Here is a 16,305-nt window from a genome sequence, read left to right on the forward strand (position 1 = left end):
TGGAAAAATCTTCACTTCCGCAACGCCGGGGTCTCGCCTAGAGTCGCCGGATGAAGATCACCCGCTTCGACGTCCGCTGCGCCCTCGTGGAGATGCCGCCGCATCGCACCGCGTCGGGCGTGATCACCGTGTCGCCGCTCGTCGCGCTGTCGGTCCACACCGACGAAGGCGTAGCCGGCCACAGCCTCACCTTCACCTACACGCCGGCAGCGTTGGGGCCCGTCGCGCAGCTGATGCGCAACCTCGAGCCGCTGGTGGCGGGGCAAGTGCTCGCGCCGGCGGCGCAGTCCGACGCCTTGCACGCGCGCTTCCGGCTGCTCGGCACTCAGGGGCTGGTCGGCATGGCGCTTGCCGGCATCGACATGGCACTGTGGGACGCGCAGGCGCGTGCGCAGGGCTTGCCGCTCGTTCGCCTGCTCGGCGCGCAGCCGCGGCCCGTGCCGGCGTACGGCGGCATCGGCTACGACGGCGTGGACGGCTCCGCGCGGGCTGCGGAGGCCTGTGCGAAGCAGGGGATGCGCGGCGTGAAGGCAAAGATTGGCTACCCGACACTCGAAGAGGACATCGCGGTGATCCGCGCGATGCGCGAGGCCGTCGGTCCGTCGCTCGCGATCATGGTGGACTACAACCAGAGCCTGGGCGCCACCGAGGCCGCGCGGCGCTTGCGTGCGCTCGACGCCGAGGGCCTCGCGTGGGTGGAGGAGCCGGTGCTCGCACATGACTTCGAAGCGCTGGCGCGTCTCGCACGCGAAGCGAAGACGCCGCTGCAGGCCGGCGAGAACTGGTGGGGCCCGCTGGACTTCCGCCATGCGCTCGACGCGGGCGTGCGCGACCACTTCATGCCCGACGTGATGAAGGCCGGCGGCGTGACCGGCTGGATGCGCGTGGCGGCGCTCGCGCAGGCGCATGGCGTGCCGGTCTCCAGCCACCTCTGGCCGGAAGTGAGCGCGCAGCTGCTGATGGCGTCGCCCACCGCTGCCTGGCTGGAATACGCCGACTGGTGGAACCCGGTGCTCGAGCGGCCGCTGGTGCTGCGTGACGGCTGCGCGGTGCTCGATGCCGAAGCGCCCGGTTCCGGCGTAGAGTTCGACGACCGCGCCCTCGAGAAATACGCCGCATGAACGCCCCCGCCGACGCCGACCCCGACCTGCTCTACCGCGCCGAACGCCAGGCCGAAGTGGTGGCCGCGCTGCAGGACGTGCTTCCGCCCGATTGCCTGCTGTGGAACCTGGAGGAGACCACGCCGTATGAATGCGACGGGCTCACGGCTTATCGCGAGCGGCCGCTCGTCGTTGCGCTGCCGGAGAACGAGGCGCAGGTGCAAGCCGTGCTGAAGGCCTGCCACGCGCTCGAAGTGCCGGTGGTGGCGCGCGGCGCGGGCACGGGCCTGTCGGGCGGGGCGATGCCGCACCGGCTGGGCGTGACGCTGTCGCTCGCGAAGTTCAACCGCATCCTGAAGCTCGACCCCGCCAGCCGCACGGCCGTCGTGCAGTGCGGGGTTCGCAACCTCGCGATCAGCGAGGCAGCCGCGTCGTACGGCCTCTACTACGCGCCCGACCCTTCGAGCCAGATCGCCTGCACCATCGGCGGCAACGTCGCGGAGAACTCCGGCGGCGTGCACTGCCTCAAGTACGGCCTGACGCTGCACAACGTGCTGAAGGTCAAGGGCTTCACCGCGGCGGGCGAGCCCGTCGAGTTCGGCAGCGATGCGCTCGATGCGGCCGGCTACGACCTGCTCGCCATCGTCATCGGCAGCGAAGGCATGCTCGCCGTGACGACCGAGGTGACGGTGAAGCTCGTGCCGAAGCCGCAGCTCGCACGCTGCATCATGGCGAGCTTCGACGACGTGCGCAAAGCGGGCGATGCGGTTGCCGCCGTGATCGCCGCGGGCATCATCCCCGCGGGCCTGGAGATGATGGACAAGCCGATGACGGCCGCCGTCGAGGACTTCGTGCATGCCGGCTACGACCTCACGGCCGAAGCCATCCTGCTGTGCGAGAGCGACGGCACGCCCGAGGAGGTGGAGGAAGAGATCGGCCACATGACCGAGGTGCTGCGCGGCGCGGGCGCGACGGCCATTGCCGTCAGCCGCGACGAGGCCGAGCGCCTGAGGTTCTGGAGCGGGCGCAAGAACGCCTTCCCCGCGTCGGGCCGCATCAGCCCCGACTACATGTGCATGGACTCGACGATCCCGCGCAAGCGCCTGGCCGACATCCTGCTCGCGATCCAGGAGATGGAGAAGAAGTACGGCCTGCGCTGCGCCAACGTCTTCCACGCGGGCGACGGCAACCTGCACCCGCTGATCCTGTTCGATGCGAACGAGCCCGACCAGCTGCACCGCTGCGAGCAGTTCGGCGCGGACATCCTGGAGACCAGCGTGCAGATGGGCGGCACGATCACCGGGGAGCACGGCGTGGGCGTGGAGAAGCTCAACTCGATGTGCGTGCAGTTCACCACCGAAGAGCGCGAGCAGATGCTGGCCGTCAAGCGCGCGTTCGACGGCAAGGGGCTGCTCAACCCGGGCAAGGTGATCCCGCAGCTGAACCGCTGCGCGGAGTACGGGAAGATGGTGGTGCGCGGCGGCCGGCTCGCGCACCCCGGGATCGAGCGGTTCTGAAAACCGTTACGGCTTGCAGGACGTGTCGGTGACGATCGGGTCCTTGTTCTTCTTCTCGTCCTTCTTGTCCTTGGCCTCGGACTTGTCTTCCTTCTTGTCGTCCTTCTTCTCGATTTCCTTTTCCTTGGAGACCGCCTGGACCTTCTCTTCGGCGACCAGCAGCGTCACGAAAGTGGTCAGCGTGTTCTGCGTCTCGGTGACGATCTGCTCGATGATCGCGGGCGCGACGTTCGGCAGCGCTTCCTGAACGCGAGCGGCTGTCGCGCTGGCCGTGGGTGACGGCGTCGGCGCGGGTGTGGGCGCAGGTGTCGGGGCCGGCGTCGGTGCCGGTGTCGGTGCGGGCGTGGGTGCAGGCGTCGGCGCCGGTGTCGGTGCGGGCGTGGGTGCAGGCGTCGGTGCCGGTGTCGGCGCGGGCGTGGGCGCAGGCGTGGGCGCAGGCGTGGGCGCAGGCGTCGGCGCAGGCGTCGGCGCAGGTGTGGGCGCAGGCGTCGGTGCCGGTGTCGGCGCAGGCGTCGGTGCCGGTGTCGGCGCGGGTGTCGGCGTCGGGGCCGTCACGGGAGTACCCGCAGCCTGGAAAGTCACCGACGGCGCCGCGACCGTCGTGCCGGCGGCGAACGTGGTCGTGGTGCCCGCCGTGGCCGTGACCGCCGTCGCCGCGGCGATGTTGGCATTGACCGCCACGCCGTCGGCCGACGTGATCTGCACGCCGCCGGTCGTGGCCGTGAGCGGCGCATTGATCGTGATGTTGTCGTTGCCCGCGGTGCCCGTGCTCGTGAGCTGGATGCTGCCCGCCGTGACGCTGGCGCCCACCGTGATCGGGCTGTGCGACACCACCGACATGTTGCCCACCGGCACGTCGACCGGACCGGTCGTGACGATGCCGCCCGTGTTGTCGATCGTGAGGCTCGAGCCGCTGAACGAGGTGATCTCCAGCGGCGCTGCGATGTTGACCAGCGTGAGCCCGCCGCCGCTTCCGACCAGCGACGCGATCGCGTTGCCGGGATCCGTCAGCAGCACCTGCGCGGCCGGGTTCGTGTTGTACGTGAGCAGCTCGGTCGTGAGCGCCCCGTTCTGGACGACGCCTGCGTTGGGCACGGTGAGCGTCACCGACGGCGCGGTGAGCGTCGCGATCTGCAGGTCCGTGGCGGGGTTGTGCGTGACCGAAACGGCTCCCGAGGAACTGATGGAGCCGCCCGTCTGCGAGAACGAATTCGTCACCGTCAGGCTGCCGGCGGTCAGCGCGCCGGCCGTCTGTACGTAGCCGGACGTGTTGAGCGCGCCGGTCAGCGACAGCGTGCCGTTCGCCATGCCCAGCGTGCCGGCGCTCGCGATCGACTGCAGGTTCGTGGTGCTCGCCAGGTCGTAGTTGACCGTGACGCCGCTCGGGATCGACACGTTCAGCACGTTGCTCGCGTCGGGCAGCGCGTCCCAGTTGGCCGGGTTGCTCCACAGGTTGTTGCCGCCCGCGCCGTTCCACGTGGACAGCGGCCGCACGAGGATCGTGCTGGTCGTGTTCGGCGCGTAGGTGATCGCGTAGTTGTTGCCGCCGTTCCCGTCGCTCACGGCGGCCCCGCTGACGGTGACCGTCTTGCCGGTGCCGGCGTTGCGGTCGGTGAAGGCGAACGTGCCGCCGCTGATCGTGTCGCTGCCGAAGACCGAACCGGCGTTCAGGACGAGGCTTGCGCCCGGCGCGCCGAGGCTGCCGTCATAGGTCTTGACGACGTCGGTGGTGGTGAGCGTGATCGGTGCCGGCGTGATCGTGGCGGTCAGCCCGCTGGGCTGCACGATCGTGTAGTTGCCCGCGTCGGTGCCCGAGAGGCTGTAGCCGCCGACGTTGACCGGCTTGGCGGTGCCCGCGTTGCGGTCGACGAAGCTGGCGGCGCCCGTGCCGGCGACGCTGAGGTTGTCGGTGCCGAGCGGCGTGACGCTGGCGGTGCCCGTCACCGTCGCCGCGGTCGTGCCGTCGTACACCTTGCCGGCAACGCCCACCCCGCTCACCGCAATGGGTGCGGGCGTGATGTTCGCGCTGAGGCCGGAGGGCGCCACGACCACGTAGTTGCCCGCGTCGGGCCCCGTCAGCGAGAAGCCGCCGCTCACGCTCACCGGCTTGGCCGTGCCGACGTTCTTGTCCGCGAACGTGCCTGCGCCGGTACCCGACACCGCCACCGAGTCCGTGCCGAGCGGGGTGACCGTCGGCGTGCCCGACAGCGTGGCCGCGGTCGTCGCGTCATAGACCTTGCCAGAGGCCGTGACACCGCTCACCGCCAGCGAAGCCGGGGTGATGTTCGCCGTGAGGCCGCTGGGCTGCACGACGGTGTAGTTGCCCGCGTCGGTGCCCGTGAGCGTGAAGCCGCTCGCCGTGACCGGCTTGGCCGTACCCACGTTCTTGTCGGCGAATGTGCCCGTGCCGCTGCCCGCGACCGAAACGGAGTCGGTGCCCAGGGGCGTGACGGTCGCCGTGCCGCCCAGCGTCGCCGATGTCGTGGTGTCGTACACCTTGCCGCTCGCCGTGACACCGCCGACCGTGAGGCTCGCGGGCGTGATGCTGGCCGTGAGGCCGCTGGGCTGCACGACGATGTAGTTGCCCGCGTCCGTGCCCGTCAGCGTGAAGCCGCTCGCCGTGACCGGCTTGGCCGTACCCACGTTCTTGTCGGCGAAGGTGCCGGTGCCGGTGCCTGCCACCGAGACCGAGTCCGTGCCGAGAGGAGTGACGGACGCCGTGCCATTGAGGGTGGCCGCCGCCGTGGTGTCGTAGACCTTGCTCGCGGCGGTGACGCCGCCCACCGCCAGGCTGGCGGGCGTGATGTTCGCGTTCAGGCCGGAGGGCGCGACGATGGTGTAGTTCCCGGCGTCCGCGCCCGAGAGCGTGAAGCCGCTGACGGTCACCGGCTTCGCCGTGCCGACGTTCTTGTCCGCGAAGGTGCCCGTGCCGCTGCCGGACACGGTGACGGCGTCGGTGCCCAGCGGCGTGACGCTGGCCGTGCCCGCCAGCGTGGCCGCGGTCGTCGCGTCGTAGACCTTGCCCGAGGCCGTGACACCGTTCACCGCCAGCGGGGCCGGCGTGATGTTCGCCGCCAGGCCGGAAGGCTGCACGACGATGTAGTTGCCCGCGTCGGTGCCCGTGAGCGTGAAACCGCTCGCCGTGACCGGCTTGGCCGTGCCGACGTTCTTGTCCGCGAAGGCGCCGGTGCCGGTGCCCGCGACCGAGACGGAGTCGGTGCCGAGCGGCGTGACCGTCGCCGTGCCGGCGAGCGTCGCCGACGTCGTCGCGTCGTACACCTTGCCCGTTGCCGTGATGCCGCTGACCGCAAGGCTGGCCGGCGTGATGTTGGCCGAGAGGCCGCTGGGTTGCACGACCAGGTAGTTCGCGGCGTCCGCACCCGTCAACGTGAAGCCGCTCACCGTCACGGGTTTGGCGGTACCCACGTTCTTGTCCGCGAACGCGGCCGTGCCGCTGCCGGCGACCGAGACCGAATCGGTGCCCAGCGCCGTGACCGTGGCGGTGCCCGCCAGGGTTGCCGCGGTCGTCGTGTCGTACACCTTGTTGCTCGCGCTGACGCCGGAAACCAGCAGGCTCGCCGGGGTGATGTTCGCCGTCACCCCGCTGGGCTGCACGATGACGTAGTTGCCGGCGTCGGTGCCCGAGAGCGTGAAGCCGCTGACGTTCACTGCCTTGCCGTTGCCCACGTTCTTGTCCGCGAAGCTGCCGGTGCCCGCGCCCGCGAGGCTGACCGAGTCGGTGCCGATCGGCGTGACGGCCGCCGTGCCCGTGAGCGTCGCCGACGTCGTGGTGTCGTAGACCTTGTTCTGCGCGCCGACGCCGCTGACGGCCAGCAAGGCCGGCGTGATGTTCGCCGTCAGGCCCGAGGGCTGCACGATGATGTAGTTGCCCGCGTCGGTTCCCGTGAGCGTGAAGCCGCTCGCCGTGACCGGCTTGGTGTTGCCGACGTTCTTGTCGGCGAACTGCCCGGTGCCGGCGCCGGACACGCCGACCGAGTCGCCCGCGAAGCCCGTCACTGTCGGTGTGCCGGTGAGTGCGGCGTTCGTGGTCGCGTCGTAAGTCCGGCTCACGGCGCTCACGCCCGTGACCGCGAGCGAGGCCGCCGTGATGTTGGCGGTCAGGCCCGACGGCTGCACGGCGATGTAGTTGCCGGCGTCGGCGCCGAAAAGCGTGAACCCGCTCACCGTGACCGACTTGCCCGTGCCGACGTTCTTGTCCGCGAACGCGCCCAGGCCGCCGCCGCCGACGCTGACGCTGTCGCTGCCGAGCGGTGTGACCGTGGCGGTGCCGCCGAGTGGGGCCACGGTGGTCGCGTCGTACGTGCGGTTCTGCGCCGTCACTCCACCGATCACGAGCGGGGCCGGCGTGATGTTGGCCGTCGGCGTGGGCTGCACGAGGGTGTAGTTCGTGGCGTCCGTGCCCGTGAGCGAGAAGCCCGTCACCGTGACCGGCTTGGCCGTGCCGACGTTCTTGTTGGCGAAGGTGCCTGTGCCCGTCCCCGCGAGCGATACCGTGTCGCCTGCGAACGGCGAGATGCCGGCCGTGCCATTGAGCGTGGCCGCGACGGAGGCGTCGTACACCTTGTCGGCGGCGGTGATGCCCGTCACCGCCAGCGTCGCCGGCGTGATGTTGGCCGTGACACCCGAGGGTTGCACGATGATGTAGTTGCCCGCATCGGTGCCCGTGAGCGTGAAACCGCCCACGCTCACCGGCTTGGCCGTGCCGACGTTCTTGTTGTTGAACGTGCCCGTGCCGGCGCCCACCACGTTGACCACGTCCGTGCCGAGCGGCGTGACCGTCGCCGTGCCGGTGAGCGTGGCGTTCGTCGTCGCGTCATAGGTCTTGTTGGCAGCACCGACACCGGTGACGGCCAGCGTGGCCTGCGTGATGCTGGCGGTGAGCCCCGCGGGCTGCAGCGGCAGGTAGTTGGCCGCGTCCGCGCCCGAGAGCGTGAAGCCGCTCACCGTGACGGGCTTGTTGTTGCCCGCGTTCTTGTCCGCGAAGGCGCCGGCGCCGATGCCGGACACGTTGACCGTGTCGCCGGCGATCGGCGTGACCGTGGCCGTACCGCCGAGCGATGCGGCCGTGCCTGCGTCGTAGACCTTGTTGGACGCCGTGACGCCGGTGATCTGCAGGCTGGCCTGCGTGATCGTGGCGGTGGGCGCGGGCTGCACGATGGCGTAGTTGGCCGCGTCGCCGCCGGTGAGCGAGAAGCCCGTGACCGTGACGGTGTGCGTGCCGACGTTCTTCGTCGGGAACACGCCGGTGCCGGTGCCGGTGACGCTGACGACGTCCCCCGATATCGGCGTGACGCTGGCGGTGCCGGTGAGCGTCGCGGCCGTCGTGCGGTCGTAGACCTTGCCCTGCGCGCCGATGCCGTTGACGGTGAGCGGCGCGGGGTTGATCGTGCTCGTGAAGTTGTCCACGAGCGTGATGCTGTAGTTGTTGCCGCCGTTGCCGTCGTTGATGCCGATGCCGCTGACGTTCACCTGCTTGTTGTTCGTTCCGGCGTTCTTGTCCGTGAACGCGTAACTGCCGCCCGTGAACGTGTCGCCGCCCACGAGGCCGCCCGCGACGGCGACCGGGTTGCCGCTGGCCGAGGTGGTGGCGTCGTAGGTCTTCACGACGTCGCTCGTGCTGATGGTGATCGCGAGCGGGTTGACGGTGATGTTGCCGGGCGTGAAGTTGGGGGCCAGGTAGCCGTAGGGCTGCGTCACCGAGCTGAGCGTGACCGCGCCGCTGTACGTGTTCACGTCCCGCAGCGGTGTCGTCGCGGACAGGTTGACGGTCACCGTGTCGTCCCCGAACGGCGGCGTGACGGCGTTGAAATCGGTCCCCTTCATGAGGCCGCTGATCGTGGGCAGCGGCGGCGTGAAGGACGTCGTGCCGTTGTAGTCGGCCGTGACGTCGCCCGCCGTGATGGTCAGCTGCGGCGTGTGCGTGAACACGAAGCGGTTGCCGGCGGGCACGTTGGCCAGGCCGTCGTCCACGCTGGTGCCCCACACCGCCGTGTTGAGCGTGGTGCCGTCCAGCGACTGCAGCCCGCCGTACTCGTTCGGGCCCGGGTCGCTCGAATAGATCAGCCAGCGGCCGCCGGGCGCCTCCACCCCCTTGCTGCCGGCGTGGTTGGTGAAGGTCGACGAGGCCAGCACGATCGCGTCGCCCGACGCGCTGGAGGTGACCGGGTAGTCCAGGTGCAGCTCGCCCGGCGTGCGCACGCTGACCTGCCCCGACGCCTTGATGCCGGACATGCCGTCGACCTGGCCGACGTAGAGCGTGCCGGCCGCCCCGTTGACGACCCGGTACTGGCCGACCACGTCGGCGGCGATCGTGCCGATGTCGTTGGAAACGTTCTGCAGCAGGACGTCGCCGCCGCGGATGCCCAGCGTCGGCACGGTGATCGGCGCGCTTTGCGTGACGACCTGTCCCTGCAGCACGAGTGCGCCGCTGAAAGACGCCAGCGACAGCGGCTGCGAGATGTTGACGCCGTTGCCGTCCGTGCGGCCGATGCGCAGGATGCCGGAGCCGGCGAAGGCGTTGAGCTCGTCGGCGGAAAGCGACAGCGTGCCCGTCAATCCGGTGGCCGTGTCCCCCAGGTCCACGGTGGGCGCGTTCGTGTACGGCTTGACCACCGTCTCGGTCGTGGACGCGATCGACCCGGAGCCGCCGTCGAGTTCCATCCGGTTCGAGCGCAGCTCGATGGTATTGCCCGACAGGATCGCGCCGGGGGTCTGCGACAGGATGCCGCCCTGCGCCTCGAGGTAGATGCCGCCGGTGCCGGTGTAGATCGGCGTGTTCAGCGTCAGGCTGGACGAGGCGACCACCACGACCTCGGATTCGGTGCCCGGCCCGCCCGCGAAGGACAGGGACATGCCGCTGCCGTAAGGCTGCTTGACGGCATAACCCGCCCCCATGGCGTCGCCGCCTTGCATCGACACGTTGACGTTGCTGCCGTTCGGCGCGATGAAGATCGGGTCGCTCGCCAGGCCGATGCGGCCCGGCGTCTGGGCGATCAGCACGATGTCGTCCGACTTGAGCATGCCGCCGCCCTGCAGCAGCGTGGCGCCGCCGACGTTGAACGTGAGGCTGGAGCCGACGCCGCTCTGCACTGTGCCGACAAGCCGCGCATTGACGGTCTCCATGGCGCCCAGCGCGATCTGCGAGCCCGACGCCGCCTGCGTGACGTTACCGATCTCCACTTCGGAGGCGAAGGTCGGCGTGCCGTAGCTGAAGAAGATATAGCCGCTCGGCCCCGTCTGCGCAGCGTTGAAGCGCCGCACCGCGTTGAAATAGCCGAGGTTGATCTCGTTGTACGCGGTCACGTCCAGCACGTCGGCGTAGATTTCCGCGCCATTGTTCTTGTACACCGCGCCGCTGGGCGCGTTCAGCGTCATGGTGCCGTAGTCGGCGATCGCCAGGGCGTTGGTGGCGAAGTGCAGGTTGCCCGTCGCGGCATTGAGGCTGACGTTGCCGCCCAGGCTGACGACGGCGTTGACGCCGATGCTCACGCCGCTGGTGATGTGGATGTCGCCGGTGGCGCCCAGCGCCGTGTAGTTCTGCAGCGGCGAGAACGCCTGCTGCTCGGAGTTGCTGTTGTCGACGGTGCCGATGTAGAGCGAACCGGAGTTGTAGAAATCGACCGACGAGAGCGCGGTGCCGGCGATCGAATTGACGTTGTTGAGCGTACTGGCCAGGGTCGCCGCGGCCGGCGCGGTGGCGCCCTTGAGGTACAGGCCGTTGGCGGTCGCCAGGGGCGCGTTCGCGTCCTGCGTGAAGGCGTTGGCCTCCAGCCAGATCCCCCTGCCGTCGTCGGCGGTCGAGGTGCTTGCCTGGGCCACGCCCGAGAAGCCGTCCACCGTGGTGAGGTGGATGCCGTTGATGCTGCGGTACTTGAAGATGTCGTTGGAGCCCGAGCCCGTGGCCTGGCCCGCGATGACGCCGGTCAGGTTGTCGGCATCGAGGATGACCTTGCGGCCTTCCAGGTAGGCCGAGGGCGCCGTCAGCACGCCGTTTGACGTCTGCGTGAGGTTGCCGCCGGAGACCAGCGACAGGCTGCCGGCGCCCGTGAGCGTCACGCCGGTGATGTCGGCCACGGTCCCGATCTCCAGGTCCGAGATCGACTTGAACCGGATCTGCCCGCCCGCGCTGCCCACCGAGGCCGCGAAGCCGTAGGCGTCGTTGTTCGCATCGAGCACGACGTCGCCGTTGGCCCGCACGCCGATGCTGGTGGCCACGATCGGCGCGGAAGAGTCCTGCGTGACGCCGGCGCCCGATTCGAGCACCAGCGCGCCGAACGACGTGAAGAGCGACGCACCCCAATGGATGGCGCCCGCCGAGGGACCGCCGATGCGCAGGACGTTGCTGCCGGCCAGTGCCGCCATGTCGTAGTCGTCCAGCTCCAGCGACGTGGGCGAACCGGACTTGCTGCCGACGATGTTGATGGCGCGGCCGGCGGTGTACGGCTTCACCGTGGCCGTATCGGCGGTCATCGAGCCGCCGATGCCCATCAGCGAGACCTGGTCCGCCACGACCGTGAGCGACTTGGCGTAGATGCTGGCCGTGTTGACCTGCGAGAACACCCCGCCGGAGGTCAGAGTCGCCTCGAGCGTGCCGCTGCTCGTGTAGCCCTGGAACTCGAGGTTCCCCGTGGCCGTGACCTGCGCGACGTCGCTCACCGTGAACTGGTTGAGGATCAGGTCGCCGGTGTGGCTGACGTACGCGTGCGTCGGGCCGGTCACGCCGTTGCCGATGTTGACCGTCGTGCCCTCGGTGAGGATAGGCGCGGCTTCGGTCCCCGCGGTGGCGCCGGAGCCGGGGTTGTCCTGCTGCAGGTCGATGCGCGACGCGGAGAGCTTGCGGGTCCCGGCGCCCGTCCCCTGCAGGATCGCCGCGTTGCGCGCGGTGACGATGATCATCGAGTTGGCGCCCGTGCCCTGCACCACGCCGTCGATCGTGATGTTCGCGCTTTCCGTGAGGAACTCGATGTCGTCGGCCGACGCCGACACGTCGCGCAGGCTCAGCGGCACGCTGCCCTGGAAGTAGAGTGCCGAGCCGCCGGCGCTGGCGACGGACAGCGCGGAGACGGCGTTGCGCTGGCCGAAGAGGTCGATGTCGCCCGCGGGCGAGTCCAGCACGAGCAGGCCCGCCGTGATCGGCGCGTCGTTCAGCGGGTCGCCGCCCTGGTAGTCCTGGTAGAGGAAGCCGTTGTCGGCGCGCAGCGTGACCGTGCCGGCACCCGCGTTCAGGCCGTTCGTGAGGTCCGCGATGAACAGGTCGCCCTGGCGTGCACGCAGCGAGATGGGCGCGTCGTTCCCGGTCACGATGCCGGCCCAGCCGCCCGCGCTGCCGACCGTGAGGCCGCTCGGGTGGTTGCTGACCAGGGTGAAGCCGCCGGCGCTGCCCGCGCTGCCGGAGATGACATTGATCTCGTTGTTGACGTTGTCCAGCGTCACGCTGCCGGTGGCCGCCGCCGCCAGCTTGCCGACGCTGAGCGCCGCCGTCTGCGTGATGTTGCCGTCGATCTCCAGCGCGAGGCCGCCCGTGATGCCGAGCGACACCGGGGCGCTGACCGTGAGCGTGCCCGCGGTGGTCGTGCTGCCGATGCGCAGGACGCCGCTGGAGTCCGACGTGTCGAACTTCTGCAGGTCGGTCGCCGACAGCTCCAGCTTGCCGGGCGTGCCCTTGGTCGTGGTGCCGATGTCGATGTTCGCCGAGCCGCTCCTGGGCTTCACGGTGGTCGACGTCTTCGACACGATGGATGCGGCGGGGCCGCCGAGGGACACCTCGTCGGCTTCGAGCGTGATGTTGTTGCCGATGATCGACACCGCGCCGCCGCCCTGGATGAGCGTGCGCGCCGCGGACAGGGTGATGTCGCCGGAAAGCACCGTCGTCGAGCCGCTGGTCGTCGTCGCGTGCAGGTGGCTGCCGGCCAGAAGGGTGCCGTCGGCCGACAGCAACAACGCGCCGGAGCCGACGTTGACGCTCGTCGTGGCCGTGAGGTCTCCGCCGCTCATCGTGGCGATCGCCACGGTGGCGCCGGAGGCGACCTTGAACGTGCTGCCCAGCTGCGCGTGGCCGTCGTTCTTGACGTAGTAGCTGGTGGGGCCGCCGCTGGCGTAGCCGGTCTGCAGGGTCGTCGTACCGCCGATGAAGGCGGGCGCCGTCATGATCGGGGCGGCCAGCGTGCCGACACCGCCCCCATTCGTCATCGCCAGCCCGATGTTCTGGGCCTTCAGCAGGCCGTTCGTGCCCTGCAGGATATCGGCGGAGCCCGCGTTGATGGTGATCGTGCCGCTGCTGGGCGCCTGCACCGTATCGGCGATCGTGACCGAGTTGGCCGAGCCGCCCGAGGTCTGGATGCTGATCGAGCCGTTGGCCAGCCCCATGGAGCTGGCATAGAGCTCCAGCGCCGCGCCGTTGCTGAACGCGATGTTGCCGCCGCTCGAATTCGCGGTGAGCGCGCCGACGCTGTTGGTGCTGACCATCAGGATGCCGCCGGGCGCGTTGATGTCGAGGCCGCTCGCCGTGATCGTGCCGCCGGACTGGCTGATGGATCCGCTCGCGGTGGCGAGCGAGACGTTCAGCCCCGCCGCGTTGATGCCGCTGTAGCCGCCAACCGATCCGACCTGCGCCGACGTGCTGTTGCGGAAGAGGAAGCTGAAGCCGGTACCGCCGGTGGCCTGCCCCGCGATCTTGGCGATGTTGTTGCCGGCGTCGGTGAGGTCGACCGTGCCGTTCGATCGCGCCGCGAGGCCGCCCGTGGCCGTGATGGGCGCGGTCTGCGTGATGTTGCCGCCCATCTCCAGCGCCACGCCGAAGCCGATCGCGGGGATCGTCACCGGCGCGGACACCACCATCGTCCCCGAGTGCGCGGTGCTGCCGATCTTGATCGTGCTTTCGGAGCCCGCCGAGAACACGCCGAGTTCGGCGGCCGACAGCTCCAGCGTGTTCGCCGTGGTGTCCGCCGTGGAGCCGAGGTCCACGTTCCACGCAGACGAGTACGGGCGCACGACGAGGTTGCCGTTGGTCGTCACGCGGCTGGCCGTGCTGCCGAGGTCCATGCGGTTGGCGGACAGGGTGAGGCTGTTGCCGCCGTTGATCGTCAACGAGTCGGGCTTGGTGAGCTTGCCCTCGGCCGCGAGCGTGAGGCTGCCCGTGGTGCTGACGCTGTTGGCGAGCGTGAGGTCGCCGCTGACGACGGAGATGCCGATGGGCGCGAAGCCGGCTACGTTGATCGTGCCCAGCGTCGCGTCGCCAGTGTGCGTGACATACACCATGGATGGCGTGCCGGTGCCGGTGCCTGCGTTGATCGAGGAGCTGGTGCCCAGCGGCTGCGTCAGGATCGGCTTGGGCGAAATGCCCACCGGGCCGGACGAGTTCGGGTTGAAGTAGAAGGTGTGAGCCTTGAGCAGCCCGCCGGTGCCCTGCACGACCGATCCCGTGCCCGAATCGAGCGCCAGCCCGGACCCTGCGCCGTTGGCGGCCGTCACCGTGCCGTTGATAGTGAGGTGCTGGTTGTTCGTTGCGATCGACATCGACGACAGGCCCTCGTTGGTCTGCGTGATCGTGCCGAGCGAGAGCGGGCTGTTGCCCTTGAAGCTGATCGCCGCCCCCGTGGAGCTGATGAGGAGCTTGCTCACGGGGTTGTAGGCGTTGGACAGCGAGATGTCCCCGCCCGCGATGTCCAGCGTGGCGGCTGTGAGGGCCGCACCCGCGGACTGCGAGACGGTGCCTCCGTGCGTGTTGATGCTCAGCACCGCGCCGCTCGCGTTGAGGCCGACCGTGGAGTCGTTGACCGTGAGGTTGCCGCTGTTGACCGAGATCGACACCGGCTGCCCGGGCGCGTTCACGCCGAAGACCTGCCCGCCGCCGAAAGCGGCGACGTTGGCGCTGGTGACGATGTTCAGGTTGCCCGAGTTGGTGACCGATAGGGGGCCCGTGCTGGTGAATGCGGCTAAGTTCGTGAATGCGTTGCCCGACCCGTTCAGCGTGATCGAACCGCCGGCCGAGATATTCGACACGTAGGCATACACGTTGGTCGCCGTGATCCCCACGGCCGGCGCCTGCGTGATGCTGCCCACGCCCGAATGCATGGCGAGCGTGCTGCCGCTGGCGCCGCCGATGTTGGCGTTGAGGAAGATGCCGTTGTCGGCGATCAGGTTCAACGTGTTCGACGTCGACCAGCTGAGCGGGTCCACCAGCTTGATGAAGCCGCTGCCGGCGCCGCCGGTGGTCGTCACGGTGACCGTCGAACTGCCCAGGGCGGTGGACAGGGAGCCTGTCGAGAGGAACGAATCGATGGTTCCAGCGCCCGAGGACTGGAACGTGGTCGGGCCGCTCGTGTCGACGCTGCTGTCGGTGCCGGACATGCCCGCGCTGGTGGCGTTCGCCTGCGAGCTGGCGATGTAGATGTTCGTGGGGTCCAGCAGCAGGTTGCCGGTTTGCCCCATCGGCGCGCGCGTGTCCGTCGTCCCGCGGTAGTCGAGCACCTTGCCCGACGTTTCCACCCGGCCGCCGTCGCCGCCCTGCGCGCCGCCGCGCGCGCTCACCGTGGCTTCGCTGCGCGTCGTGCCATCGCTCCACAACACCACCGTCCCGCCGTTGCCGCGTTCGACGGCATCCGCGTTGATCACCACACCCGCTTCCGCGGTCGTCGCCTTCGCGTTCGCGATGCGAGAGTCCTTGCCCTGCCAGCCACCGCCGACAAGCGCTTCGCCGCCGCCCTCCTTGCCGGAGACGTCGATCACCGCGCCGCTGCGCAGCATCACCTTGCCGCCCGTGATGTGGGCCTGGCCGCCGACGGCGCCGCGCTGCGCCTGCACGCGGCCCGCGATTTCCGCCGCGTCCACCGCCTTGATGACGACCTTGCCGCCTTCGCTGGTGACGGCTGTTGCCTGCGCAAGGCCGCTGTGCCTCAGCGTGCCGGCGAACAGGCCGACCGCATCGCCCTTGAGCGTGCCGAGGTTCACGGCCCGGTCGTCCGGCGCCTGCACCTGCAGCTGGATGCCTTCGAGCCCGCGGCCCGTGATGGCCACCTTGCGCCCCGCGACGAGCATCGTCGCGCCGTTGGGCGACTGCACGATCGCGTCGGCACCCACCTGTGCGTCGGGCGCGACGAGCACGATGTCGCCCGCACGCGCGATCACCTGCCCGTTGACCACGAGGTTGCCCGCGATCACGCCATCGCCGAACACCATGCGGCCGGCCAGCGCGTCCGCGTCGGCCATGCGCAGTGTGGAAGCGGTGAAGCCCGCGGTGTCGACCACTGCACCCGTGCCCACGGTGATGCCCGAGGGGTTGACCAGCACGAGCCGGCCGTTCGAGGAGAGCGTGCCGAAGATGCGGCTGGGGTCGTTGCCCAGCACGCGGTTGATCGACGTACTGGCCGTCGTCGGCTGCACGAACTGCGTCGTGGTGCCCGAGGGGATGGAGAAACTCTGCCAGTTGATCGCCGAGTGCGCGGTGCCCGCGCCGTTCTGCGTGGTGACGACCGTCTTGCTGCCCTGCTGCACGACGCTGGCCGCGCCGTGGATGACCTGTGCGCCGACGGGCTGGCCGCGCGCCGCGAGCGGCGCGAAGCACGTGGCCAATGCGAGCGCGAGGCCGAGTGGGGCATGCCCCGCGACCGCCGGACTACTGGTGGGATGCAGGGGCGCTCGGGCGCTGGGTGTGTGCTTGGGCATGGATA

At 69.8% G+C, this 16,305-nt stretch carries 3 protein-coding genes; 2 read left to right on the forward strand and 1 reads right to left on the reverse strand.

The features are described from left to right. The first annotated feature begins 50 nt into the window (after nucleotides 1-50). Together H8R02_RS03865 and H8R02_RS03870 are read left to right on the forward strand one after the other, a co-directional pair. Complete coding sequence (locus H8R02_RS03865; RefSeq protein WP_187080012.1) at nucleotides 51-1,121, forward strand: enolase C-terminal domain-like protein; 1,071 nt, start codon at nucleotides 51-53, stop codon at nucleotides 1,119-1,121. Next, nucleotides 1,118-2,617 carry an FAD-linked oxidase C-terminal domain-containing protein gene (locus tag H8R02_RS03870; RefSeq protein WP_187080013.1) on the forward strand — a complete coding sequence of 500 codons (1,500 nt, stop codon included), beginning with the start codon at nucleotides 1,118-1,120 and terminating at the stop codon, nucleotides 2,615-2,617. The genes H8R02_RS03865 and H8R02_RS03870 overlap by 4 nt, the downstream gene beginning before the upstream one ends. 6 nt (nucleotides 2,618-2,623) lie before the next feature. Here the strand turns inward: H8R02_RS03870 and H8R02_RS03875 are convergent, their stop codons facing one another. Further along, complete coding sequence (locus H8R02_RS03875; RefSeq protein ID WP_187080014.1) at nucleotides 2,624-16,300, reverse strand: YDG domain-containing protein; 13,677 nt, start codon at nucleotides 16,298-16,300, stop codon at nucleotides 2,624-2,626. Nucleotides 16,301-16,305 lie beyond the last annotated feature (5 nt).

Origin of the sequence: Ramlibacter albus (assembly GCF_014297445.1) — a bacterium.
Taxonomy (GTDB): domain Bacteria; phylum Pseudomonadota; class Gammaproteobacteria; order Burkholderiales; family Burkholderiaceae_C; genus Ramlibacter; species Ramlibacter albus.